Consider the following 23123-nt stretch of genomic DNA (forward strand, 5'->3'; position numbering starts at 1 on the left):
TCAGCCAGCGCGAAGTGGGGGTCAGGATGGGCCTGGACAAAGACACCGCATCGGCTCGCATCAGTCGCTATGAAAGCGAGTCAATGACGGTGAGCCTGGAAGCACTGTTTGAGCTTGCGCAGGCACTGGGCGTGCCGCCGGCTTACTTGCTGGCGACGACGCCGGCGATGGCCGACGCGATTTTGGCACTGGGCATTCAAAGCGAGGCCCAGCAGGCCAAGCTGTCTCAAGCCCTCGAAGGGCTCGCCGCGCTCCCTCCGGGGAGGCGGAAGCAAGCCATTGACCGCCTCTTAGCGCATCCCGAATAGGCAACCGCGGTAGTTTGCCCGGGCGCAAGCGGCACCGCGACTGTGGCGAATTGGATACAGCTCGCCGCCCGGCTGCCAGCGATCTTCTTGAAATTTCGGTCACCCGGCCTGTTGTTCTTAGCCGGCGGCCTCGACGACCTGCAGCAGCGCGCCCCGTTGGGCTGGCTCGCCATCGCGGGCGGCTTGGCCACCTGGGCCTCGTTGGGGTTTCTCTACTGGATCAACGCCCGGGCCTACCGACGCCAGGAAGAAACCGAGCGGCAACCGTACGCCCCTCCCTCGCCTAAGCGGGGTGGGTTCTGGAAAGGGTTCTTCGTGACCTGGGCCATCGTGGTAGCCGCCCACTTGGCCGCTTTCCTCGGAATGGGCTTTGCCGACCTGGTGCCACGTCCTGAGCAAGTCCGGGCGATATTCAGCTTGCTGTCCCTGGCGTTGGTGCCGGCGCACGTGGTGATGCCGGTCCTGGGCGGGGCCGTCTACGGCCTGGTCCGGTCGACGGCATTGAGGTAGACCTCTTCAACCTGCTTCAGCCCTTCCCAGGACCTTTCGGATTCGTCGTCGGGCCGCTCATGGTCCGAAGCGCAAGCCGGAAGGCGGAACCGCGGCATCCGGCCGAGCCCCGCGTGGACCAGGCGCGAGACAATGGATTGCCTGGTGGCAGTGGTGGGCCATGATGGTACTCAGCCTGATGGGCATTGGGGGCATTTGCCATGCTGAGCCGGTTGCCGATGTTCCTTTTCGTGCTTCACGGACAACAGACCCGAGCCTAGAAGCCTTCGCAGAATCAAAAAGCCCCCCTAAATGGGGGGCCTTCTCCTTTCTGACACCTAAACTGCGGGGGCCAAGAAACGCCCCTCGACTGCGAGAGTAGCTTCGGGACGCCCAACAATGCTGCCCTTAGCGCTAAAGCCAGACGCCGTTGCGCTGCCCCGGAACTCAAGCTCGAACTGGTCCAGCCCGCCAAAGACAGATTCAGAGCCCGGATCCCAGCGCTTAATGGTCAGCTTGGCCATGAAGCCGCCATCGTTGCTCTGCTTAAATCCTGAATACGTGTATCCAGAGTCGCCACCATTGACGCCCTCCCCCTTGAATACAGCGATACCCTCACCCACGCCCTGCATGTTCGACGAGAAGCGCACGTGGTAAATGCCGTCTTTCATCGTCACACCTCCACTTGGTTGGAGGCCCCATTAGATCACCTCGTCTCAACTGCCGCGACGCCCAGCAGCCAGTTTTAGGGGGGGGTGGCACGTTTCGTGCCATGAACCAGGATCGCATGCTTTTGGATAGAATCTAGCCCACGAAAAGGTCCTCGGACCTTTCGGACTCGTCCTTGGGCCGGTCTTGGTCCGACGCGCAAGCCAGAAGGCGGCTTCGCGGTATCCGGTTTGGGCGCGCGTGGCTCCTGCCTGGTGACACTAGGTTCACTTAGTGACAATGGTGGACCACGACGGTGCTGAGCCTGGTGGGCGCGTTTAGCCCTTCGTTGCCCTAAGCGGGCTGCCGGTGTTCCTGCTCGTGCTCTACGCACAGCTCACTCAACAAATGCGTCGCAAGTATGGAGCCGATTTGCGCCGCGATGAGCGGCCCATCTTTCTGGCCAACGAATAGGTGATTAAGGGTGATGTCTCGCTAAGGGGAAATGTACTTGACTTGTGCCAAAGCTTTGCTAATAAGGCCCATCTTCCATTGCAAGCCAGTTGACACATGAAAATCGAAGACTTCTGGACCCAGTCTTACTTGGCAGCGCTTACACGGGTCGGCCCGGCTGATGCAAAAGCAGAGGCTGACGAATCAGTGCGCATCGCAACCGCCCATTGGCAGGAACACCTCTACTCTTGGGGGCCTTCGGTAACCCCCCGTTGGCAAGATCAGAACATTTATCGGGTACCGAAGATGTATCCGGCTGGCAACAACGGCGTCACGGCCGAGGGCCACGACGACGCTTAGGAGCCGCATCAACGGGGGTACTATCTTGTTCCGCCGCTAGCGCCGTTTCGAGCGACTCAGCACCGAACAGGATGGTCAATCCCACATCTTCAGCGGTTGTTCCATTTTTGCTCACGACAACCCAGGAATGGACGAACTGCCTATTCCGCTTCTTGCCCGCCCGATCAATGATCGCCAATTGGCCTGCTGCATCTCCAGAGCCCGGGTTGCCGTTTGCTCGATCTTTAAATGCCATCTGCAAAAACGCTTTAGACAGGGCTTTTTCGGGTGCCTCTACGAACTTGCTGCAGTTCAAGTCCACAAAGTGCCAAGCGTCCGCCGGGGAATTCCCCCTGAACCTGACGGTCGGCGGGCCATTAGCATCGATCACGAGATACCTAGCGCCTACTTGGCGGTGAGCGGCAACCGGTTGATCTCCTTCCCACTCAGTGAAACAGACAACGATCACGCCTCTCGCTGAGGCGGCAACACGCGATACGGTGGTCGCGGTCATTTTCCACTCCTTGAATATTGATTACAGACTCGAAAGCGCCTGAATCTTCAGCACCGATCTTAGCAAGGCCCGGACCTCCCGAGAGATAGATCGCCTATACTCGCGGACTACAACTCAGGACACATGTCCGGTTTACGATCTGCTGCAGGGCCTAGAGGTTAGGTTCGGGGTTGATCCGATCCCCCTCTTTCCGCCTGCATGACTCAGTGAGTCTGAGCAGTGACGGCGAGCGGAAGCGCTGATGACGACGTTTCAACCTTTGCCAGAAGGCAGAATCTGGGCATGCAAGAAACTGGCGAAATCGTCGCCACCAATGTTCTTGGCCTCCTCTTCGGGCGCCCCCTCTTCCACGCTCGCCCCTGCCTCAATCAGTGCCTCAGCGATCTGGCGCTTCACCTCGAAACCGAGCTCGGTGTCACGGGCAAGCCAGACCAAGGGAGGCTGATCCTCATCGTCGTCTGTGTAGGTATACGCATCGGAGTCCAGGCCGGTAGCTAAGAGCGCCGTCACCAGTTCGACATCCCCCATCACGCAGGCGTTGTGCAGTTGGGGATACATCAGTGACCGCCCACGCTCCTGCAGGCCTTCTGGCAGCGCCTTTACCGCATCCAGCATCTCATCGAAGCGCTCACGGAAGGCCTCATTTCCGCTGTACAGGTCGTCGAAGCCCATGGCGGCTGCAATGCGTGCGTTCATATCTCTTCCTCTCTAAGGTTGAAGGACCATCACCTATCCAAGTGGGTGCTACGCGCTACGACTACGGCTTTGGCCAACTGCGCGCTGTCTGTCAAACGTGCCCTTAGTCGCCTCCCCCAGGCCCATCTGCCGCGTCACGACACTTCTTTGTCTCGGGCAAAAGGCCGCACTGGCACACCCATCGCATCCCCTGGTGCCCAACGCGCCTCCAGATCGCTGGCTCGCTGAGCGGCTTGGGCTTCGCAGAGTTCATGCATCGCCACCTGCAACACCTTTTCATAAGCGGCGTGGTAGGGCTCACGCGTCTCCCCGTTGACCCAGGGCGCCTGCAAGGCCACCTCGACTGTGGCATCCCATACATCGCCCCGTTCAAGTGCACCGCTCAGCACATCGTCGCTCACCACCAGGACATGCCCAGCCACCCGGCCATCCACCAACGCCCACTCATGGAAAACCACGGCAACGTCATCGAGCGTGGCCAGCGTTGCGATACGCCCCAACTTCCTCTGCAGCCGGCTTGCATCGTCCCGCGCCTGCCGCAAGGCCAATTCGATTTCCAGCTCACGGACCCGTTGCTGGGCCGCGTCCAGTTCGTCGATCAAGCGACGCTCTTTGACACTGCGCCCCACGCGTGAGGCCTGCCAAGCGACAAGTTCCGTGTAGGGGTAACGAACGTGCTCGTTCGCCCCTCCTCCAGCGCGGCCGGCGCCTTTCACAAAGGGCGGCCCTGCAGGAGGCGTTCGACGGCGCCACTCGCCAAGCGTGTCGAAGTGCACCCCGAGGTAACGCGCCGCTGCCTTGGAGCTGATCGTCGGAGGCGGCAAGCCTGCGGCAGCTTTGTTCAGTTCAGCATCCAGTGCCGCAGAGCGCTGCTCCAGGTAGTCCTCTTCTTTACGCTGGCATTCCATTGGGTCGCTCCTTACTTATCGTCGCGCCGGTTTCTTGCTGAGAAAATCGACACTGGGGCATCGCCGGCCTCGTCGAGCCGAGGCTTGTCCGTCCCTTTCAAGCGGTTCCAAACACGGGGACTGGTCGCGACCATGTGCTCTTCAACCCGGCCCATGGCCTCGCGGAGCCTGGACCACTCCTGCTCGGTGTAACGTTCGGAGACAGCGGCCATGCGATCTTCACCGCGGCCCAACGTGCGATGGTGGAGCAGCTGGGACACGATTCGACTCTCGCCAAACAGGAGGGCCGCGTAGCGACCAAGCGTCCGGCGCAGATCGTGCAGGGTCAGACCAATGTCCACCTCTGCCCGCAGATCGAGCAACCCCGCGTCCCGGCGCACGTTTGCCACGATGCTCTTACTGTCCGAGTAATGCCCCGTCGTGCTTCGGTCCGATCGGGCGGGAAACACAAACATCGTTTTGGCCAGCGCGCGGCGTGCCCTCTCCACCTCTTTTTCCAGCCGGTCCAGCAGATCCCGACGTGCACGCCTGGCTCGAGCGGCGCCCAACACTTCCTCCGCGTCCGCCAAGTCTTGCTTGAGCTTGGTTTCGTCCGCGCGTTCGTCGTAACGCCGCTGCAAAATCTTTTCAGCAAAGTAGGCCACCGGCAGGTAGCGCTCCTCGCCATTCTTGGTGTCAAACAGGTAGACCTGAGAGCCTGCCCGCCTCGTGTAAGGGTTGACCTCATCCGGTGCTGCCAACCAGACCCAGGACACCTCCGACTGGCGCAGCTCGCCCGGGGAGCACCGGTCAAACCAGCGCAGGGGAGCGGCCTCGCCGCGGCGGGTGCCCCAGAGCAAGGTCAGCAGCAAGTAGTCCGCGCCCGTGGCGTTCAAGCCGCCCTGCTCGTCCCGTCGCGCCAAGATCACCTTCAGTACCGTGGGCAGCGTCTCGTCCCCCAACGGATTGCGCACTTCCGCGCGCTCGTAATGCCGGCGCAGCGCTTGCGAGTCCCGCAACATGTCGTCGTCGTGGATGACCTGGAACGGGTTGTAGCGCAGCACCGGCTCCCGCTGCTGCTGAGCCGCCGCTTTGCGTTCCCGCTTCAGCACCAGGTCGACCGCCCTCTTCGCGTCCGTGAACGCGTGTTCGGTCGACGCTAGACCAGCCGCTTTGACTCGTTGGATGTACTTCCCGGTCACGCCCAACGCTTCGAGCTGTTGCGTGGAGAGCGCGGCCCAATCCGACTGGTTGGCTAGTGCTTGGCGCATCGGGGTGGGGATCCGGTTGGAGCGCACCATGGACGATCGCCGCAGGCCGTCGAACGCACGGTGGATGTCCTTGTCCAAAAGCTGAAGAATGGGCTTGTCCGCCAGCCCAACTTCCGGTCGGGCAAACCGCGCCAAGCTGTCCTGGATGGCCCGGATGCTGGCGGGCTTGGCTTTCTTGTTGCGAACGCGCTTCTGCAGGTCCTCAACGTAAGCCGCAAAGCAGTCCGCCAGCGTGAGCCCCTTTAGCTCCACCAGCTGCTCGGCTCGGGCCTCTTCCTTCGAAGGATGCTCGCCCGTTTCTCGAACCACCGCCAACTTCCGTCGCGCCAGCTCGTAGGCTTGCTCCGGTCCGATGTCGGTGACGCTGCCCAGGGAGAACCGACGAACTCCGGCCGGGCCTCGGACCACGACTTCGTAAGTGGTGCGGGTGGTGCCGACGTAGAAGCCGAACCCCGTCGGAGCACCTTGATTGCCGTCCAGGACGCGGTAAGGCTTCCCGGCGTCTTCGGGCAGTCGAGGGGCGATGACCACCCTTCCCTGCTTGCGTTCGACCGGGCCTTTGGCCACGCTCAGTTCGCAGATTTGGCGGTAGGTCAGCTTAAACTTGGTGCCTCGGCGACGCGGGGCCTCTGCCTGCGTCGCAACAACCGTATCCATGGTCGATCCGCCGTCTGTCCGTCGCAACATCGATTTGATCCTCTTTGAGTGACCAGCGCAACCGCGGCGCAACCAAGAACCCCGTTACTTGCCGCAAGTGACCCGGATTGATCGCTACAACCCGTAGGAAGTTCTCTTGCAAACCACTGATTCAAAAGCGAAACCGTCTGCATCGAAGTCCAGCGCAGAGCACACGCCCCTCATGAAGCAGTTCTTCGCAGCCAAGTCCGAGTATCCGGACCTGCTGCTGTTCTTCCGCATGGGCGATTTCTACGAGCTGTTCTACGACGACGCGCGCAAGGCCGCGCGCCTGCTCGACATCACCCTGACCCAGCGTGGCAGTTCCGGTGGCGCACCGATCCCGATGGCCGGCGTGCCGGTGCACGCGTACGAAGGCTACCTGGCACGGCTGGTGGCGCTGGGCGAGTCGGTGGCGATCTGCGAGCAGATCGGCGATCCCGCGCTGGCCAAGGGCCTGGTCGAGCGCAAGGTGGTGCGTATCGTCACCCCCGGCACGGTCACCGACGAGGCGCTGCTGGATGAGCGCCGCGACACCCTGCTGATGGCCCTGTCGCGCAGCAAGCAGGGCTATGGCCTGGCCTGGGCCGACCTGGCCGGCGGCCGCTTCCTGGTCAACGAAGTGGAAACCGACGACGCTCTGGAAGCCGAACTGGCCCGCCTGGAACCGGCCGAGCTGCTGGTGCCGGACGAGGAGAACTGGCCGGAGTTCCTGCGCCAGCGCACCGGGGTGCGCCGCCGCGCACCGTGGCTCTTCGACGCCGACAGCGGCCGCCGCCAGCTGCTGGCGTTTTTCAAGCTGCATGACCTGAGCGGCTTCGGCATCGATGACAAGCCGCGCGCGACCGCGGCCGCGGGCGCCCTGCTCGGCTATGTCGAGGAGACCCAGAAGCAGCGCCTGCCGCACCTGACCTCGATCGCGATGGAAACCGCCGGCGAGGCGATCGCGATGAACGCCGCCACCCGCCGCCACCTGGAGCTGGATACGCGCGTGGACGGGGATACCCGCAACACCCTGCTGGGCGTGCTCGACAGTACGGTCACGCCGATGGGCGGGCGCCTGCTGCGCCGCTGGCTGCATCGTCCGCTGCGCCTGCGCGAGGTGCTGGTCCAGCGCCACCATGCGGTGGAAACCCTGATCGATCGCGGCGCGGACGCCGACATCCGCGAGCAGTTCCGCCGCCTGGGCGACCTGGAACGCATCCTCACCCGCGTTGCGCTGCGCTCGGCGCGCCCGCGCGACTTCTCCACGCTGCGCGACGGCCTGGGGCTGCTGCCGGCCGTGCGCGAGGTGCTGGCACCGCTGGACTCACCGCGCCTGCAGGCCCTGCATGCCGCACTTGGTGAACACGATGCGTGCGCGCAGCTGCTGGCCAGTGCCATCGCCGAAATGCCGCCGCTGAAACTGAGCGACGGCGGCGTGCTGGCTGACGGCTTCGATGAGGAGCTGGACGAGCTGCGCCGCCTGTCCACCCACGCCGACCAGTTCCTGGTGGACCTGGAACAGCGCGAACGCGAAAGCAGCGGCATTCCCACCCTGAAGGTGGGCTACAACCGCGTGCACGGCTACTACATCGAGATCAGCAAGGGCCAGTCCGACCGCGCGCCGGTGCACTACACCCGCCGCCAGACGCTGACCAATGCCGAGCGCTACATCACCGAAGAACTGAAGGCGTTCGAGGACAAGGTGCTGTCCGCGCGCGACCGTTCGCTGTCGCGCGAGAAGTACCTGTACGAGCAGCTGCTGGATACCCTCGGGAGGCAGCTGGAGCCGCTGAAGCAGTGCGCCGCCGCACTCAGCGAACTGGACGTGCTGGCCGCCTTCGCCGAACGCGCGCAGGCGCTGGACTGGGCCCGGCCGGAACTGCAGGCCGAGCCGTGCCTGAAGATCGAACGCGGCCGCCACCCGGTGGTCGAGGCGGTACGCGAGCAGCCGTTCGAACCGAACGACCTGGACCTGCATCCGGACCGCCGGATGCTGGTCATCACCGGCCCGAACATGGGCGGTAAATCGACCTACATGCGGCAGAACGCGCTGATCGTGCTGCTGGCCCACATCGGCAGCTTCGTGCCGGCCAGCCGCGCATTGATCGGCCCGATCGACCGCATCCTGACCCGCATCGGCGCCGGCGATGACCTGGCCCGCGGGCAGTCCACCTTCATGGTCGAAATGGCCGAGACCAGCTACATCCTGCATCACGCCACCGCCCATTCGCTGGTGCTGATGGACGAGATCGGCCGCGGCACGTCCACCTACGACGGCCTGGCGCTGGCCGATGCGGTGGCCCGCCACCTGGCCTACCAGAACCGCTGCTACACGCTGTTCGCCACCCACTACTTCGAGCTGACCGCGCTGGCCGATGAGCAGCACGAAGGCGGCCGCAGCGGTATTGCCAATGTGCACCTGGACGCGGTCGAGCATGGTGAGGCGCTGGTGTTCATGCACGCGGTGAAGGACGGCCCGGCCAACCGCAGCTTCGGCCTGCAGGTGGCGGCCCTGGCAGGCCTGCCGCGCGCCACCGTAGCGCAGGCGCGCCGTCGCCTGGCCGAGCTGGAACAGCGCGGTGGTGAAAGCCATGCCGCCGAGCTGGCACCACAGGCATTGGATGCACCGCAGCAGTTCGGCCTGTTCGCGGCGCCATCGAACAAGGCACAGGAAGCACTGGCCGCCATCGATCCGGACGAACTGACGCCGAAGCAGGCGCTGGAAGCGTTGTATCGCTTGAAAGCGCTGCTGTAGCCGCAGCGCAAACGCTTGGCCTCCTGCCTCGCAGGAGGCCCATCGAAAGATTTCGCAAATCTGATTCTGAGTTTCAATTGACAGAATCTATCAACCTGAACGAATCATTCGATTATTCATTTCATCTGGCGCTAGCTAAAGTCGAGTGAAGATGTTCCACCCCGTCTTCACCCGCAGGAGCCAGCCATGAGCCAGTCCGATAACAACAGCCCCAAATGCCCGTATCACACCGCGCCGTCGCCTGCGGAAGGCGCCCAGCAACAGCGCGAGCTGAGCACCACGCCGAAACAGAAGCAGGGCGATGATCCGGTGACCCCGATGACCACGGCCTTCGGCGCGCCGGTGGTGGACAACCAGAACAGCAAGACCGCCGGCCCACGCGGCCCGCTGCTGATGGAAGACGTCTGGCTGCTGGAAAAGCTGGCCAACCTCAACCGCGAGATCATTCCCGAGCGTCGCATGCACGCCAAGGGCTCGGGCGCGTTCGGTACCTTCACCGTCACTCACGACATCAGCAAGTACACCCGCGCCAAGCTGTTCGAGAAGGTCGGCAAGCAGACCGAGATGTTCGCCCGCTTCACCACGGTGGCCGGCGAGCGTGGCGCCGCCGATGCCGAGCGTGACATCCGCGGCTTCGCGCTGAAGTTCTACACCGAAGAAGGCAACTGGGACCTGGTCGGCAACAACACGCCGGTGTTCTTCCTGCGCGACCCGCGCAAGTTCGCCGACCTCAACAAGGCCGTGAAGCGCGACCCGCACACCAACCTGCGCAGCGCGCGCAACAACTGGGATTTCTGGACGCTGCTGCCCGAAGCCCTGCTGCAGGTGACCGTGGTGATGAGCGATCGCGGCATCCCGCGCAGCTTCCGCCACATGCACGGCTTCGGCTCGCACACCTACAGCTTCACCAACGCCGACAGTGAGCGCTTCTGGGTCAAGTTCCACTTCGTCAGCCAGCAGGGCATCGAATCGCTGACCGACGCGCAGGCGCAGATCCTGGTCGGCCATGACCGCGAAAGCCACGGCCGCGACCTGTTCGCCGCGATCGAGAAGGGTGACTTCCCGAAGTGGAAGCTGTTCATCCAAGTCATGCCGGAACTGGATGCGGAAACCTACCGCGTGCACCCGTTCGACCTGACCAAGGTGTGGCCGAAGAGCGACTACCCGCTGATCGAAGTGGGCCAGTTCGAACTGAACCGCAACCCGGTCAACTGGTACCAGGACGTGGAGCAGTCAGCGTTCGCACCGAGCAACCTGGTGCCGGGCATCGGCCCGTCGCCGGACAAGATGCTGCAGGCGCGCCTGTTCGCCTACTCCGATGCGCAGCGCTACCGCCTGGGCGTGAACCACCACCAGATTCCGGTGAACGCAGCGCGCTGCCCGGTGCACAGCAACCACCGCGACGGTGCGATGCGCGTGGACGGCAACTACGGCGGCCTGCCGCACTACGAGCCGAACAGCTACGGCCAGTGGCAGGAGCAGCCGGAGTACCGCGAGCCGCCGATGAAGATCCGCGGCGACGCCGACTTCTGGAACTTCCGTGAGGACGACGCCGACTACTTCAGCCAGCCCGGTGCGCTGTTCCGTAGCTACAACCAGGCACAGAAGGACCGCCTGTTCGCCAACACCGCCCGTGCCCTGGGCGATGCGCCGGACTTCATCAAGCAGCGCCACATCGACAACTGCAGCAAGGCCGACCCGGCCTACGGTGCTGGTGTGGCCGCGGCGCTGAAGGCGCTGGCCAGCCAGCCGTCGGATCCGTTCAAGCCGGCCCAGCCGGAAGCGGACTTCCCCACCGCCACCCCGGGCGCCGAAGACATCGAGCTCTGATCGCCCTCCCCCGTGAACGGCACGCCGCCTCCCTGCGAGGCGGCGTCGCCGTTTTAACGGTCCGCGTCGTACCTTCTGCACGCCCAACCCCAATCAAGGATTCCGCAGATGAGCCTGACCGATGAACTTCTCGCCAAGTTGCAGGGCGCCCCGCTGCAGCAGGTGTCGCAGCAGCTCGGCATCAGCGATACCCAGGCTTCCGGCGCGATCAGTGCCGCGCTGCCGGTGCTGATGGGCGCGCTGGGCAACAACGCCTCGCAGCCGCAGGGCGCGCAGGCACTGCTCGGCGCCTTGCAGAACAACCACAGTGGCCTGGACCTGGGCAGCGTGCTCGGCTCGGTGCTGGGTGGCGGCGGCGGCGGTGCCGCCAGCGATGGCGCCGGCATCCTCGGCCACATCTTCGGCGGCAGCCAGCAGAAGGTGGAAACCGGCCTGGCCCAGGCCACCCAGCTCGACAGCGGCCGCACCAGCCAGCTGCTGCAGATCCTCGCGCCGATCGTGATGGCCTTCCTTGCCCAGCGCCTCGGTGGCGGCCAGGCCGATCCCGGCTCGCTCAGCCAGGCCCTGGGCCAGGAAAAGCAGCAGGTGCAGCAACAGGGCGGTCTTGCCGGTGGCCTGCTCGGCAGCCTGCTGGACCAGGACGGTGACGGCCAGCTCGGCGTGGGCGATCTGCTCAAGATCGGCGGCAGCCTGCTGGGTGGCAAGCGCTGAACGATGCCGCCGCCGGGCGTGGCCCGGCGTGATCGGCATCTCCATGGGACGCGCCGGGCAATGCCCGGCGTCTTACCGGTTGCCCGCCTTCAACCGCTCCAGGATCGGCGCAAACACCGGTGCCTTCATCGAACGCGGCGGCGCCACGGTCTTCCCCTTCTCCTGCGCCTGCCAGTACGACCACGGCAGCGGACTGTCGCCCAGCTCGTAGTCCATGCCATCCCAGCCATCCTCGCGGAACGCGTAGAAAGCCCAGTGCACCTTGTCCTGCTCCAGCACCTGCAGCACGTCCTGCAGGTAGCGGCCGCAGTCGGGCCAGCGCCGCATGCAGCCGAATTCGCCGACCACCATGCGGTTGGCCCTCACGCCGTGCATCTTCGCCCAGTCCATCGGCTGCTGCAGGTAACTGCGGATCCGCGCGGCATCCCAGCGTTCGCTGTGTTCGCCAAACGGCACCACGCCTGGGTAGCGATACGGCGTGGTGCGCTTCTGGTTAGGCGCGCTGGTTGCGGCATACGGCTCATACATGTGCACGCTGTACAGCAGTTTCGAATCTGCCAGCGGCGCCGGCCAGTAGTTGAAACCGTCGGCAGCGGCGTACCAGCCGGCATCCAGCATCAACGGCATGTCCGCATCGACCGCACGGATGCTGGCGATCAGGTCCGAATAGAAGCGGCGCAGATCGCGTGGACCGTCTTCCACACCGGCGTACCACTGCTGCATGGCCGCGGCCGAGGCATGCTCGGCCAGGCCAGCACCATACTCGGGAACCGGCTCGTTGATCAGGTTGTAGGCGGCCAGTGCGGGATGGCCCTTCAATGCCGTGGCGAGGTCGCTCCAGAAGCGCCGGGCCGGCGCGTGATTGTCGAAGGACTGCCACAGGCGCGGATCGACCTTGTCGCCGTTGTGCTGCTTCCAGCGCAGCAACGGCAACGACAAAGGGGTCAGCACCACTTTCAGCCCAGCCGCGTCGGCATCATCCAGCACCCGCCGCAGCGTGGCCAGGTCGGCCGGAACCAGGCTACGGTAGTCGTCGGCGTTGCCAATCAGGAAGTCACGCCCGCCCTGCCCCTTCCACTTGTCCGGTACCAGCCGTACCCAGGTCGCACCGGTCGCGCGCAGGGCCTCGAAGTAGCTCCGGTCCGGAGGCGACATGTTCATGCTGTTGCCCCCGCGCTGCGGAGTGTCCCAGAACGTGATGTCGGCCGCGTGCAATGGCGCGGCGGCAAGCAGGGACAGGCACAACAGCATGCGATGCATGGGCAGGCTTCCAGAAGGTGGACTTCCAGCCTGCCCCGCCCTTTCCGAATGCACCGTGACTCACGCCTCCTTTCGCGCCGCGATAGGAACCATGCACCGGAATCGCCGTTCGGTCAGAGCGCGTCGATATCGCCCAACGCGCGGATCAACCGCCGCGCGCGCTTGTCCGGTTTGTGCTCTGGCGGTTGGAACCCATCGCGTGCGGCGATGCGCAGCGCACGCTGTTCGGCACGACGGGCCTTGGAGGCCTCGCTCTCGGCATACAGCTGCTGCGCCGCCGGTGCGGGCCCGCGCTGGTCGCTCAGGCCGAGCACCCGGATCTCGAAATGCTCCTCGCCGCGATCCACCTGCAGCTGCTCACCCACACGCACCGCGCGCGAGGATTTCGGACGCTGGCCCGCGACGCTGACCTTGCCGGTTTCGATGGCCTGCTTGGCCAGGCTGCGGGTCTTGAAGAAGCGGGCCGCCCACAACCAGATGTCCAGGCGGACACTGGGCGTCAGCGGGGAAAGCTCGGTCATCGGCAGGGACTACTCCGTTCGCTTGTTCAGGGGACGCGGGTTGTCGGGATCGGTGCGGCAGCCGCTGCCCCCGATCAGGGTGGGTACGCCGGCGGAAAGATCCTGGCGCTGGCTGCCGACCAGGCACTCGGGGCGGTCGGTTGGCCGCACCTGGGTATCGCCCAGCCGGTCACCTGTCGAACATGCGGCCAGTGCGGCGCCGATCAAGGCCAGCGCCACGCTCCGCTTCATCTGCAGTCGTTGATGCATTGCCACATCCTGCAAACCGGCTTGGTGCTAGTGTGCGCCTCCCGGGATTCGATCACCACTCCATGGCCAAAGCGCCGATTGACCTGACCTCCGGCCCGATCGGCCGCAATCTCCTGCTGTTTTCCCTGCCGATCCTGGCAGGCAACATCGCGCAGTCGCTGAACGGTTCGGTGAATGCGGTCTGGGTCGGGCGCTTCCTCGGCGAGGCGGCACTGACCGCCACCGCGAACGCCAACAACATCATGTTCTTCCTGATCGGCTCGGTGTTCGGCTTCGGCATGGCCTCGACCATCCTGATCGGCCAGGCCATCGGCGCGCGCGACATCGCGCAGGCGCGGCGCGTGGTCGGCACCAGCGCCACCTTCTTCATCGGCCTGTCGGTAATCATCGCCATCGCCGGCTGGTTCATGGCCCATCCGCTGCTGGCGGCGATGGGCACGCCGGCCGCCTCGCTGCCGCTGGCCGAGGCCTACCTGCAGATCATCTTCCTGGCGATGCCGACGCTGTATGCGTTCGCCTTCCTCACCGCCGCGCTGCGCGGTGCCGGTGACTCGCGCACGCCGTTCCGTTTCCTGATGGTCTCGGTGGCACTGGACATCGTGCTGAACCCGGTACTGATCTTCGGCATGGGCCCGATCCCGGCGCTGGGCATTGCCGGCTCGGCCTGGGCCACGCTGGTCGCGCAGACGCTGTCGCTGGCCGGCCTGCTGCTGTACATGCGGCACAAGCGCCACACGCTGTGGCTGGGCCGCGCCGACATGCGCCTGTTCAAGCTCGACCTGACCATCCTCAAGGCGCTGGTGGTCAAGGGCGTACCGATGGGCCTGCAGATGGTGCTGATCTCGCTGTCGGTGATCCTGCTGATGACCATGGTCAACCAGTACGGTACCGACACCGGCGCGGGTTACGGCGCCGCGCTGCAGCTGTGGAACTACCTGCAGATGCCGGCGATGGCGATCGGCGCCGCGTGCTCGTCGATGGCCGCACAGAACGTCGGTGCGCAGCGCTGGGACCGCGTACGCGGCACCGCACGCCAGGGCGTGCTGTTCAATTTCCTGCTGACCGGCGCGCTGATCGTGCCACTGGTGGTGTTCGATCGCCAGCTGCTAGCGCTGTTCCTGCCACCGGCCAGCCAGGCACTGGACATCGCGCGCCACCTCAACCACGTAGTGATCGGCTCGTTCCTGTTCTTCGGCGTCAGCTTCGTGATCTCCGGCGTAGTGCGCTCCACCGGCGCGGTGATTCCGCCGCTGCTGATCCTGGCCGGCTCGCTGTGGGGCGTGCGCGTGCCGTTTGCCGAACTGCTGCAACCGTACTGGGGCGCCGACGCGATCTGGTGGAGCTTCCCGGTCAGCTCGTTCGTGTCTATGCTGCTGTCGCTGGCGTATTACCGCTGGGGCGGCTGGCGCAAGGCGAAGATGATCGGCAAGCCTTCGCACGCTGAGGAACTGGCCACGCCGTCGGAGATTCCGGCCTGTCCACCGTCGCCGGTGGCCGACCCGGATGCCGCGCTGGAGTCAGCCCCGCCACGGTGAGGTGGGTGCGGACCGTTGGTCCGCACAGGCCTGTCAGCCGAGCATGGGCTCGGCTCTACAGAAGACGGTCAGCGCTTCTTCTTCTTCGCCGCATTGAACGCCGCCGCCGCGCGCAGCAGTGCCTTCAACGCCGCGGAATCGGGCATCGCACCTTCATGGATGTCGATCGCACGCCGCGTGTTGCCCTCCAGGCTGGCGTTGAACAGGCCCTTCGGGTCCGCCAGCGCGGCACCGTTGGCGAAGGTCAGTTTCACTGCCTGCTTGTAGGTTTCGCCGGTGCACAGGATGCCGTTGTGCTCCCACACCGGTGTACCGCGCCACTTCCAGGCTTCCTGCACGTCCGGCAGCGCTTCATGGATCAATGCACGCACGCGTGCCAGCGTTTCGCCGCGCCAGTCCCCCAGCGCGGCGATGCGTGCATCGATCAGTTCGGCCGCCGGTGTTCCGGCATCGTCAGGGTTGGGAGCATGCGTGGCCATCAGGGACTCTCGTCGGGAAGGGAAACGGAATGCCGGGCTTACATGCGCTCGCCGGGCAGCGCAGCGGCCTGGCGCACCCAGTCCAGGAACTGCGCTTCATCCAACAGGCCGGATTCGTGGATGTGCAGGTAGCGCGTGTCGGCGCTCCTGGAGGGCTCCGGTGGCACCGGCGTCAAGGCAGCGCCGCGGAAAAAGGCCACCTTGATGTAGCGCGTGAAGCAATGGAAGCTGAGAAACCAGCCTGCGCCCGCAGCCACCGCATACATCGGCGAGTTCCACTTCACCGCCTTGTGCACCCCGGGTACGGCCCGTTCGATCAGGGCATCCAGCCGTGCGCCGATCGGACGTTTCCAATCCGGCATTGCGGCGATGTACGCCTGCACCGGAGCATCGCCCTCGCCCTTGGCGATCTGCGGGTTGCCACCGGTGAGCAGCGTGGGCACAGCGGTGGGTGCGGTTCGCTTGGCGGGCATCGCACGGTACGACCATCGGAATGACGCTGCAGCCTAGCGCGGCCTGTGCCGGGCGTCACGGCGCAGTGCGCCATCGGCTCAGTCCGCCTGCCGCGCGCGGAACCGGCGCCACTCCGGCAGCTGGCGGTGGCGGCGCAGCGAGCGCATCAGCGCCGCCATCACAAGGCCGAACAGCGCTCCGGCCGACAGGCCTGCCACCAGCAACAGCACCAGCGGGCGCTCGCTGCCCTGCCAGAGCATCAGCCACATCAGCGCGGTCCAGAACAGCCCGAACAGCAGGCCCTGCACCAGCGCATTGGTACCGAAACCAGCCAGGATCGGCGGCGGCAGTGCGATGCCTGCGCGCCACAGCAGTCGATGCAACAGCGGCGCCGACTGCGCGCGCGCCAGCCCCGTGTCATCAAGAAAGCGCAGCGCCGATTGGATCACGACGGGATAGTGCGGATTGACGTCATTCATCACCCGATCGTGGCCGATGCAATGCCGGAAACGCAAACGGCCACCCGAAGGTGGCCGTCGCGGCAACAACCGAAGTTGTTTATCAGGCCTTTTCGGCCAGACGGGCAGCCTTGGCGGCAGCAGCGGCAGCCAGGTCTTCCTTGATGCGGGCAGCCTTGCCTTCCAGGCCACGCAGGTAGTACAGCTTGCCGGCGCGGACCTTACCACGACGCTTCACTTCGACCGAGTCGATGATGGCGCTGTGGGTCTGGAAAACGCGCTCGACGCCGTAGCCGTGCGAGATCTTGCGCACGGTGAACGAGGAGTTCAGGCCGGCGTTCTTGGTGGCGATGACGACGCCTTCGTAGGCCTGCACGCGCTCGCGGCTGCCTTCCTTCACCTTCACGTTGACGACAACGGTGTCGCCCTGGCTGAACTTCGGCAGTTCACGGGTGATCTGGGCGGATTCGAATTCCGCGACGATGGACTTGTTCAGCTTGCTCATGGGTTACACCGATTCTTGTTCGGGTGGGCGTGTCGTATCGACAACGTGGGCTCATGCAGTCACCGGACTGTGCTGCACGTTTGTTTTGGGTACTGCGCGCGCCAACCGGGGCTGGCGGGAATTGGCCATGATAGCCGATAAAGCCAGCCCTGCGCTAGGGGCTGGCCTTGGGTTTCTGTGCTTGGCGGGCCTGGTCCAGCAGTTTGCGGTCGGCCTTGCCCAGCGCCTGTTCATCCAGCAGGTCCGGGCGTCGCTGGGCAGTCCGGAGCAGCGACTGCTGGCGGCGCCAGGCGGCGATGGCTGCGTGGTTGCCCGAGCGCAGCACCTCCGGCACGTCTCCCAGCGGGTGCTGGGCCGGCTGGCTGTAATGCGGGCAGTCGAGCAGGCCGAGGTCGCCCTCGAAGCTGTCCTGCGCCGCCGACTCCGCATCGTTGAGGGCCCCCTCCTGCAGGCGGGCCACGGCGTCGATGATCACCGCCGCGCCCAGCTCGCCCCCGGACAGCACGTAGTCGCCGAGGGAGATTTCCTCGTCGACATTGGCCTCCAGGAAACGCTCGTCGATGCCCTCGTAGCGGCCACAGAGCAGGACCATGCGCGGCAGCGCCGCCAGCTCCCGCACCTTGGCCTGGGTCAACCGCGCGCCCTGCGGGCTGAGGTAGATCACCCGCGCCGGGGTTGGATCGGCATCGCGGATCGCCTGCAGGCAGGCCTGCAGCGGCTCGATCAGCATCACCATGCCCGGGCCACCGCCGAACGGACGGTCGTCCACCCGGCGATAGTTGCCTTCGGCGTAATCACGGGGGTTCCAGCCATGCAGGCTGAACAGCCCCTTCTCCCGCGCGCGCCCGACCACGCCCAATCCAGCGGACTGGGCGAGGAACTCGGGGAACAGGGTGATGACGTCGAAACGCATGCGTCTGCTCAGAACTCGGGATCCCAGTCGACCACGACCAGATTGGCCTCGAAATCGACCGATTTGACGAAGTCCGGCAGCACGAACGGGATCATCCGCTCGCGGTCACCACGGACCACCACCACATCATTGGCGCCGGTGCTGAACAGGTGCGAGACCTGGCCCAGGGCGACGCCCTCGGTGGTCGTCACGTCCAGGCCTTCCAGGTCCACCCAGTAGTACTCATCGGGCTTCGGTGGCGGCAATGCACTGCGGGCCACGTAGATTTCGGTGCCGCGCATCGCTTCGACCACGTCGCGGTCCTCGACGCCCGGGAAACGGGCGACCAGGTGCTTGCCGCTGTCACGGCCACGCACACCTTCTATCGTGGTTTCCACGCCGGACGGGCTGCGCACGATCCACGGCTGATAACGGAAAATGGCGGAACGTGGCTCGGTCCAGGACTCGAGCTTGATCTCGCCGCGCACACCAAAAGCGCCGACAACCCTGCCCAGCAGGATGCGGCGCTCGATATCTTTCATCTGCTTCAACCAAGAGGGCCACGCCGAAGCGTGGCCCGTCAGGATCAGGCCGCAGCGGCCTGGGACTTGGTCGCTTCCTTGATCAGGTTGCGGACCTTGTCGGTCGGCTGGGCGCCGTTCTTGACCCAATGGTCAACACGGGCCAGGTCCAGTTCGATGCGCTTCTCGGCGCCCTGGGCGACCGGGTTGTAGAAGCCAACGCGCTCGATGTTGCGGCCGTCGCGCGCGCTGCGCACGTCGGTGACGATGATGTGGTAGAACGGACGCTTCTTGGCGCCGCCGCGGGTCAGTCGGATCTTGACCATGGTGTTTTTCCTATTGCCCAGTCGCCAGGATGGCGAGGTAAGCGGGCGATTATAGCGGCAGAGCCCGGCCTAGCCAACCCCATATGACGCCGGGCCCTCACGGTAGCGCCGGGCCATGCCCGGCGGCTTTTGTTCAGCAATGTGATCGACTTCTGACTTACCCCGCCGACGTCCCCATGGCGATAACGTCAACGTGCTCCAGCGACAGGCGCCCGATGCATGTCCAGCACATCTACCTCGTGCCGCTGCAGCAGGTCGTCAAATGCATCGCCGCCAATCCGCTCGACAAGTTGCCGCTCGGATTCGTGGATGGCGATGCACTGCAGCCAATTGATCGCCACGGGCGGAACCTCCAACCCTGGAAAACTTGCGTCATTCCAGAAGAAGGGCAGCACCAGATAGACGTGCGGCATCCGGGTCGATGGGAAGTAGTCCTGCAGGATGTCGGAAATCACGCAACCCGGCCACGCCGCCGCACGATCACGCATGATTGCAAAGGCGGTCGAGGCGACCACGTTGTCCCAGTGCTGCGTGTCATCTTCCGCACACGCGCACAGCTCGACGCGGGTTTCCAGCTCGTGCCCCTCTGAATGACGTAAAGCAAAATCCGATAGTCCGATGGACGAGATGGACTTCAGCCCTGCTTCCGGCGAGTTGGACGTCGTAAGGATATCGACCGAACGCAGGCGATGATCATCGTGAAAGGCCTGGACCTTGGGCCGCCCCTCACCGCTCATGATCTTGATTGCGTGCATCGCTACCGCGCGATGCTGCTCGGTGACCGTACCCATATCTGATTGGAACTCCTGAGTGTTGTTCGCTGCGGACGCATTCGCCGGGCATGGCCCGGCGCTACCGGCTGCAACGCTTCAAGGTAGCGTCCGGCTATGCCCAACGATCGGCAACCACGCGCCTCGTTCAGGAGAGCGGCTGCCAGGCCACCGCCGCCAGCACCGCCCTGCCCTGTTCAGCCAGCGCCTGCGAGCCGGGCAGGACATGTCCGTCGATGGCCTCCAGCGCCCACAGGCCGCTGGCGTTGCAGGCAAAAGCGGCCTTCACACTGCCTAGTTCAGCCAGCGCCAACGGCCGCGTCAACTGCGCATCGAGCCAGTGCCGCTTCAGCAGCGCCTCAGCCGTACCGCGCAGGGCCGGCGCCTGCGGCCAGAGCAGCCGTTCACCATCGTGCACGGCCAGGTTCCAGGTACTGCCTTCACTCACTTCGCCATCGGCGGTCACGAACAGCACGTCGTCGAATCCTTCGGCCATCGCCGCGCGGCGCTCGGCGAACAGGCCGAAGGTGCCCACATGCTTGAGCTGCGGCAGCTCGCGCTGCCAGGTCACGCTGCGCACACGCTTGGAGGCGGTCAGCGTCACCGGCGCTGAAACCGCCACCAGCACGTCCACCGGCACCGCCGCCAGCGGATTGCGGAAATCGAAGCGGCGCGAGTACACCGTCACCCGCAGCGAGGCATCGGCCAGGCCGGCCTGCCGCAGCGCCTGCGCCATCCAGCCCCGCACCTGCGCCGTATCCAGTTTGCTGCCGAACAGTTCGCGCGTGGCCTGCGACAGCCGCGCCAGATGAAGGTCCAAGCCCTGCGCTGCGCTGTCGCGCACTTGCAGCGAAGTGAAGTGGCCGTAGTTCACCAGCGCCGGCAGCAGATCCTCCACCTGCGCCGCCCGGCCGTTGCAGCTCACCATCATGGCAACAGTGCCTGCGCCTGCTCCCACATGCCGCGCAGCACGTCGGCGGCCGGCTGCGCCGGCGCCATCCACGCCGACTGCCCGGCCCAGGCCTGCATCGCCGCCAGGCGGTTTTCCTGCGCGGCCTGCTTGCGCATCGGCGCGGTCAGCCCACGCTGCACCGGGTATGGACGCGGCGCGGGGGCTCCTTCTGCGGCAGCGGCGCGCACATAGGGTGTCGCCAGGCCACGACCCAGGCGACCGCTGAAGGCACGGGTCGGCCAAGTGTCTTCCGGTTCGCTGGCGGCCAGCCCATCAGCCCACGCCGAAGCGATCGCCGCTTCGGGCGTGCGCAGGAAGGCGGTGCCGATCTGCACGGCGCTGGCCCCCAGCGTGAGTGCGGCAGCGACGCCACGGCCGTCGGCGATGCCGCCTGCGGCAATCACCGGAATCTGCAGGTGATCGGCCAGGCGCGGCAGCAGTGCGAACAACCCGACCAACTGGCGCTCGGCCATCGCCGGATCGAACGCGCCACGATGGCCGCCGGCCTCCGCGCCCTGCGCCACCACCGCATCGGCACCGGCGTCCTGTGCCGCGCGCGCTTCGGACAAGGTGGTGGCACAGGCGATCCAGGCGATGCCGGCGTCCTTCAGCTGCTGCACGTGATGCGGCAACAGCACGCCCATGATGGTCGAGGCGACCGCCGGGCGCGCGGCCAGCAGTGCGGCGAACTGTTCTTCGAAGTCGGCGGGCGTGGCGTCGGCGGCACTGGCGGGCACGTCCGGGCCCCACTGCGCGAGGAAGGCGCGGCTGGCGGCTTCGGCGGCAACATCACGGGTCGGTGCGGGATCGGGCACCCACAGGTTCACCTGGGCCGGGCCGGTCGAAGCGGTGCGGAATTCGTCCATCCAGCGACCGATATCGGCCGAAGAGGACAACACCGCGCCCATCGCGCCCATGCTGCCGGCGTTGGCCAGCGCGGCCGACAACGGGACCGGGCAGGCGCCGGCCATCGGTGCCAGCAGGATTGGAACGGAAACGCCAAAGCGCCGGCAGAACGCCTCGGCGCGGGAAGCTACAGCGGAACTCTGCATGACGGCCCATCATTTTGGACAGGCACTCATGGTGCGCGCAGGACAGGGGAAGAGTCGAGCCTGCTGCCTGACGGCCTGCTGCGGCGACTGTGCGCCGCCGCTCGAGCGTGGGCTCGGGCGCTACATTAGACTGCGACCGGGCCGTCATCAACGGAACGGCATGCCGCGGCCACCCATGGCGCCCATCATGCCCTTCATGCTGCGCAACATGCCCTTCATGCCACCGCCGGCCATCTTGCTCATCATCTTTTCCATCTGCATGTACTGCTTCATCAGCTTGTTGACGTCGGCCGGTGTCACGCCCGAGCCCTTGGCAATGCGCGCGCGACGCGAGCCGTTGAGCAGGTTCGGGTTGCGCCGTTCCTTCTTGGTCATCGAGTTGATGATGGCGATCATGCGCGGCACTTCCTTGCCCTGGCTGACCTGCTGCTTCAGATGATCGGGGATGTTGCCCAGGCCCGGCAGCTTGTCCATCAGGCCACCGATGCCACCCATGTTCTGCATCTGCTCCAGCTGGTCGCGCATGTCGTTCAGGTCGAACTTCTTGCCCTTGGCGACCTTCTCGGCCAGCTTGGCCGCCTTGTCCTTGTCGACCTGCTGCTCGACCTGCTCGACCAGCGACAGCACGTCGCCCATGTCGAGGATGCGGCTGGCGATACGGTCCGGATGGAACACGTCCAGGCCTTCCGGCTTCTCGCTCACACCGACGAACTTGATCGGCTTGCCGGTGATGTAGCGCACGCTCAGCGCGGCGCCGCCGCGGGCATCACCGTCAGTCTTGGTCAGCACCACGCCGGTCAGCGGCAGCGCATCGCCGAAGGCCTTGGCGGTGTTGGCCGCGTCCTGGCCGGTCATGGCGTCGACCACGAACAGCGTTTCAGCCGGATTCACCGCCGCGTGCAGGGCCTTGATCTCGGCCATCATCGCTTCGTCGATGGCCAGGCGGCCGGCGGTATCGACCAGCAGCACGTCCACGAACGACTTGCGCGCATCGTCGATGGCCGCGCGCACGATGGCTTCCGGCTTCTGGTCGGCGCTGGACGGGAAGAACAGCACGCCCACCTGCTCGGCCAGGGTCTTGAGCTGCTCGATCGCGGCCGGGCGGTAGACGTCGGCCGACACCACCATCACCTTCTTCTTGCGCTTTTCCTTCAGGTGCTTGGCCAGCTTGCCGACCGTGGTGGTCTTGCCGGCACCCTGCAGGCCTGCCATCAGGATGATGGCCGGAGCGGGAACGTTGAGGTTCAGGTCGCTGGCTTCGGCGCCCATCACGGCGGTCAGCTCGTCGCGCACGACCTTGATCAGGGCCTGGCCCGGGGTCAGCGACTTCAGCACTTCCTGGCCGACTGCGCGTACCTTGATGCGCTCGATCAGCGCCTGCACCACCGGCAGCGCAACGTCGGCTTCGAGCAGTGCGATGCGCACTTCACGGGTCGCCTCGCGGATGTTCTCCTCGGTCAGGCGGCCACGGCCACGCAGGCGCTCGATGGTGCCGGAAAGGCGCTGGGTCAGGGACTCGAACATGCGGCGCAACCTGTCTGAAAGCGGGGGACAATAAGGCAGACAGTATAACGGGTCCGGCCGTCGCC

At 65.4% G+C, this 23123-nt stretch carries 25 protein-coding genes and 1 pseudogene; 7 read left to right on the forward strand and 19 right to left on the reverse strand.

Annotation, left to right across the window (positions count from 1 at the left end; genetic code table 11):
- Positions 1-14: 14 nt before the first annotated feature.
- The 3 genes and pseudogenes from G370_RS0102820 to G370_RS1000000121850 all read left to right on the forward strand — a co-directional run bounded on the left by G370_RS0102820 (position 15) and on the right by G370_RS1000000121850 (position 1078).
- A complete protein-coding gene (locus G370_RS0102820) occupies positions 15-308 on the forward strand; it encodes a helix-turn-helix domain-containing protein (protein WP_019659249.1) in 294 nt (97 codons plus the stop codon).
- Between the two features lie 42 nt (positions 309-350).
- Positions 351-818 (forward strand): hypothetical protein, encoded by a 468-nt coding sequence (locus tag G370_RS01000000120685; protein ID WP_154081310.1) that lies wholly within the window; start codon positions 351-353, stop codon positions 816-818.
- Positions 809-1078: pseudogene (locus G370_RS1000000121850) on the forward strand (hypothetical protein). Before G370_RS01000000120685 ends, G370_RS1000000121850 begins: the two are co-directional and overlap by 10 nt.
- Positions 1079-1135: 57 nt before the next feature.
- Here G370_RS1000000121850 and G370_RS0102830 read toward each other — a convergent pair.
- The 5 genes from G370_RS0102830 to G370_RS0102845 form a co-directional block, all read right to left on the reverse strand.
- Complete coding sequence (locus tag G370_RS0102830) at positions 1136-1468, reverse strand: GrlR family regulatory protein (RefSeq protein ID WP_019659251.1); 333 nt, start codon at positions 1466-1468, stop codon at positions 1136-1138.
- Positions 1469-2229: 761 nt separating this feature from the next.
- On the reverse strand, positions 2230-2751 hold the full coding sequence (locus G370_RS1000000121545; RefSeq protein ID WP_154081311.1) for a hypothetical protein: 522 nt from the start codon (positions 2749-2751) through the stop codon (positions 2230-2232).
- 252 nt (positions 2752-3003) lie between these two features.
- A complete protein-coding gene (locus G370_RS0102835; protein WP_019659252.1) occupies positions 3004-3447 on the reverse strand; it encodes a hypothetical protein in 444 nt (147 codons plus the stop codon).
- 134 nt (positions 3448-3581) lie between these two features.
- Entirely contained in the window at positions 3582-4355 is a 774-nt protein-coding gene (locus G370_RS0102840; protein ID WP_019659253.1) for a hypothetical protein, read from the reverse strand.
- Between the two features lie 11 nt (positions 4356-4366).
- Entirely contained in the window at positions 4367-6262 is a 1896-nt protein-coding gene (locus tag G370_RS0102845) for a site-specific integrase (protein WP_026346944.1), read from the reverse strand.
- 136 nt (positions 6263-6398) lie between these two features.
- On the opposite strand from G370_RS0102845, the gene mutS reads away from it, so the two are divergent.
- The 3 genes from mutS (at position 6399) to G370_RS0102860 (ending at position 11561) form a co-directional block, all read left to right on the forward strand.
- Entirely contained in the window at positions 6399-9020 is a 2622-nt protein-coding gene (gene mutS, locus G370_RS0102850; protein ID WP_019659255.1) for a DNA mismatch repair protein MutS, read from the forward strand.
- A gap of 186 nt (positions 9021-9206) precedes the next feature.
- Positions 9207-10850 (forward strand): catalase, encoded by a 1644-nt coding sequence (locus G370_RS0102855; RefSeq protein ID WP_010483232.1) that lies wholly within the window; start codon positions 9207-9209, stop codon positions 10848-10850.
- A 108-nt stretch (positions 10851-10958) separates the two neighbouring features.
- Positions 10959-11561, forward strand: a complete 603-nt coding sequence (locus G370_RS0102860; RefSeq protein ID WP_019659256.1) for a DUF937 domain-containing protein — start codon at positions 10959-10961, stop codon at positions 11559-11561.
- Positions 11562-11633: 72 nt separating this feature from the next.
- Here G370_RS0102860 and G370_RS0102865 read toward each other — a convergent pair whose 3' ends face one another.
- From G370_RS0102865 to G370_RS0102875, 3 genes are all read right to left on the reverse strand, one after another.
- The gene (locus G370_RS0102865; RefSeq protein ID WP_019659257.1) at positions 11634-12821 is read right to left on the reverse strand and encodes a glycoside hydrolase family 5 protein; all 1188 of its coding nucleotides are present in this window, start codon (positions 12819-12821) and stop codon (positions 11634-11636) included.
- Positions 12822-12934: 113 nt separating this feature from the next.
- A complete protein-coding gene (locus G370_RS0102870; protein WP_019659258.1) occupies positions 12935-13342 on the reverse strand; it encodes an RNA-binding S4 domain-containing protein in 408 nt (135 codons plus the stop codon).
- 9 nt (positions 13343-13351) lie between these two features.
- Positions 13352-13591 (reverse strand): hypothetical protein, encoded by a 240-nt coding sequence (locus G370_RS0102875; RefSeq protein ID WP_010483240.1) that lies wholly within the window; start codon positions 13589-13591, stop codon positions 13352-13354.
- A 62-nt stretch (positions 13592-13653) separates the two neighbouring features.
- Here G370_RS0102875 and G370_RS0102880 point away from each other — a divergent pair, with 62 nt between their 5' ends.
- Positions 13654-15126, forward strand: a complete 1473-nt coding sequence (locus tag G370_RS0102880; protein ID WP_019659259.1) for an MATE family efflux transporter — start codon at positions 13654-13656, stop codon at positions 15124-15126.
- Between the two features lie 68 nt (positions 15127-15194).
- Here the strand turns inward: G370_RS0102880 and G370_RS0102885 are convergent, their stop codons facing one another.
- The 11 genes from G370_RS0102885 to ffh all read right to left on the reverse strand — a co-directional run bounded on the left by G370_RS0102885 (position 15195) and on the right by ffh (position 23058).
- On the reverse strand, positions 15195-15605 hold the full coding sequence (locus G370_RS0102885; protein WP_019659260.1) for a DUF1801 domain-containing protein: 411 nt from the start codon (positions 15603-15605) through the stop codon (positions 15195-15197).
- A 38-nt stretch (positions 15606-15643) separates the two neighbouring features.
- Entirely contained in the window at positions 15644-16078 is a 435-nt protein-coding gene (locus tag G370_RS0102890) for a DUF1801 domain-containing protein (RefSeq protein WP_019659261.1), read from the reverse strand.
- Positions 16079-16156: 78 nt separating this feature from the next.
- Positions 16157-16537, reverse strand: coding sequence for a DUF6404 family protein (locus tag G370_RS0102895; protein ID WP_019659262.1), 381 nt, complete (start codon positions 16535-16537; stop codon positions 16157-16159).
- 82 nt (positions 16538-16619) lie between these two features.
- Positions 16620-17021 (reverse strand): 50S ribosomal protein L19, encoded by a 402-nt coding sequence (gene rplS, locus G370_RS0102900; protein ID WP_005408597.1) that lies wholly within the window; start codon positions 17019-17021, stop codon positions 16620-16622.
- Positions 17022-17175: 154 nt separating this feature from the next.
- Positions 17176-17934 carry a tRNA (guanosine(37)-N1)-methyltransferase TrmD gene (gene trmD / locus G370_RS0102905; protein ID WP_019659263.1) on the reverse strand — a complete coding sequence of 253 codons (759 nt, stop codon included), beginning with the start codon at positions 17932-17934 and terminating at the stop codon, positions 17176-17178.
- Positions 17935-17942: 8 nt separating this feature from the next.
- Positions 17943-18455, reverse strand: coding sequence for a ribosome maturation factor RimM (rimM, locus tag G370_RS0102910; protein WP_019659264.1), 513 nt, complete (start codon positions 18453-18455; stop codon positions 17943-17945).
- Positions 18456-18499: 44 nt separating this feature from the next.
- Positions 18500-18760, reverse strand: a complete 261-nt coding sequence (gene rpsP, locus G370_RS0102915; protein WP_005415733.1) for a 30S ribosomal protein S16 — start codon at positions 18758-18760, stop codon at positions 18500-18502.
- Positions 18761-18948: 188 nt separating this feature from the next.
- The gene (locus tag G370_RS0102920; protein ID WP_019659265.1) at positions 18949-19551 is read right to left on the reverse strand and encodes a suppressor of fused domain protein; all 603 of its coding nucleotides are present in this window, start codon (positions 19549-19551) and stop codon (positions 18949-18951) included.
- Between the two features lie 127 nt (positions 19552-19678).
- Positions 19679-20461, reverse strand: coding sequence for an aminotransferase class IV family protein (locus tag G370_RS0102925; protein ID WP_019659266.1), 783 nt, complete (start codon positions 20459-20461; stop codon positions 19679-19681).
- Positions 20458-21534, reverse strand: coding sequence for an NAD(P)H-dependent flavin oxidoreductase (locus G370_RS0102930; RefSeq protein ID WP_019659267.1), 1077 nt, complete (start codon positions 21532-21534; stop codon positions 20458-20460). The genes G370_RS0102925 and G370_RS0102930 overlap by 4 nt, the downstream gene beginning before the upstream one ends.
- 147 nt (positions 21535-21681) lie before the next feature.
- Complete coding sequence (gene ffh, locus G370_RS0102935; RefSeq protein ID WP_010483267.1) at positions 21682-23058, reverse strand: signal recognition particle protein; 1377 nt, start codon at positions 23056-23058, stop codon at positions 21682-21684.
- Positions 23059-23123: the final 65 nt, after the last annotated feature.

This window comes from Stenotrophomonas hibiscicola ATCC 19867 (genome assembly GCF_000382065.1).
Lineage (GTDB): Bacteria > Pseudomonadota > Gammaproteobacteria > Xanthomonadales > Xanthomonadaceae > Stenotrophomonas > Stenotrophomonas hibiscicola.

Coding starts and splice junctions, on each gene's coding strand:
- G370_RS1000000121545 (WP_154081311.1), bottom strand. CDS start 2,751: ATGACCGCGACCACCGTATCGCGTGTTGCCGCCTCAGCGAGAGGCGTG.
- G370_RS0102885 (WP_019659260.1), bottom strand. CDS start 15,605: ATGGCCACGCATGCTCCCAACCCTGACGATGCCGGAACACCGGCGGCC.
- G370_RS0102875 (WP_010483240.1), bottom strand. CDS start 13,591: ATGCATCAACGACTGCAGATGAAGCGGAGCGTGGCGCTGGCCTTGATC.
- G370_RS0102870 (WP_019659258.1), bottom strand. CDS start 13,342: ATGACCGAGCTTTCCCCGCTGACGCCCAGTGTCCGCCTGGACATCTGG.
- G370_RS0102830 (WP_019659251.1), bottom strand. CDS start 1,468: ATGAAAGACGGCATTTACCACGTGCGCTTCTCGTCGAACATGCAGGGC.
- G370_RS0102855 (WP_010483232.1), top strand. CDS start 9,207: ATGAGCCAGTCCGATAACAACAGCCCCAAATGCCCGTATCACACCGCG.
- ffh (WP_010483267.1), bottom strand. CDS start 23,058: ATGTTCGAGTCCCTGACCCAGCGCCTTTCCGGCACCATCGAGCGCCTG.
- G370_RS0102930 (WP_019659267.1), bottom strand. CDS start 21,534: ATGCAGAGTTCCGCTGTAGCTTCCCGCGCCGAGGCGTTCTGCCGGCGC.
- rplS (WP_005408597.1), bottom strand. CDS start 17,021: ATGAGCAAGCTGAACAAGTCCATCGTCGCGGAATTCGAATCCGCCCAG.
- G370_RS0102895 (WP_019659262.1), bottom strand. CDS start 16,537: ATGAATGACGTCAATCCGCACTATCCCGTCGTGATCCAATCGGCGCTG.
- G370_RS0102880 (WP_019659259.1), top strand. CDS start 13,654: ATGGCCAAAGCGCCGATTGACCTGACCTCCGGCCCGATCGGCCGCAAT.
- G370_RS0102845 (WP_026346944.1), bottom strand. CDS start 6,262: ATGGATACGGTTGTTGCGACGCAGGCAGAGGCCCCGCGTCGCCGAGGC.
- trmD (WP_019659263.1), bottom strand. CDS start 17,934: ATGCGTTTCGACGTCATCACCCTGTTCCCCGAGTTCCTCGCCCAGTCC.
- G370_RS0102925 (WP_019659266.1), bottom strand. CDS start 20,461: ATGATGGTGAGCTGCAACGGCCGGGCGGCGCAGGTGGAGGATCTGCTG.
- rpsP (WP_005415733.1), bottom strand. CDS start 18,760: ATGGTCAAGATCCGACTGACCCGCGGCGGCGCCAAGAAGCGTCCGTTC.
- G370_RS0102890 (WP_019659261.1), bottom strand. CDS start 16,078: ATGCCCGCCAAGCGAACCGCACCCACCGCTGTGCCCACGCTGCTCACC.
- G370_RS0102920 (WP_019659265.1), bottom strand. CDS start 19,551: ATGGGTACGGTCACCGAGCAGCATCGCGCGGTAGCGATGCACGCAATC.
- G370_RS0102840 (WP_019659253.1), bottom strand. CDS start 4,355: ATGGAATGCCAGCGTAAAGAAGAGGACTACCTGGAGCAGCGCTCTGCG.
- G370_RS0102865 (WP_019659257.1), bottom strand. CDS start 12,821: ATGCATCGCATGCTGTTGTGCCTGTCCCTGCTTGCCGCCGCGCCATTG.
- rimM (WP_019659264.1), bottom strand. CDS start 18,455: ATGAAAGATATCGAGCGCCGCATCCTGCTGGGCAGGGTTGTCGGCGCT.
- G370_RS0102860 (WP_019659256.1), top strand. CDS start 10,959: ATGAGCCTGACCGATGAACTTCTCGCCAAGTTGCAGGGCGCCCCGCTG.
- G370_RS0102835 (WP_019659252.1), bottom strand. CDS start 3,447: ATGAACGCACGCATTGCAGCCGCCATGGGCTTCGACGACCTGTACAGC.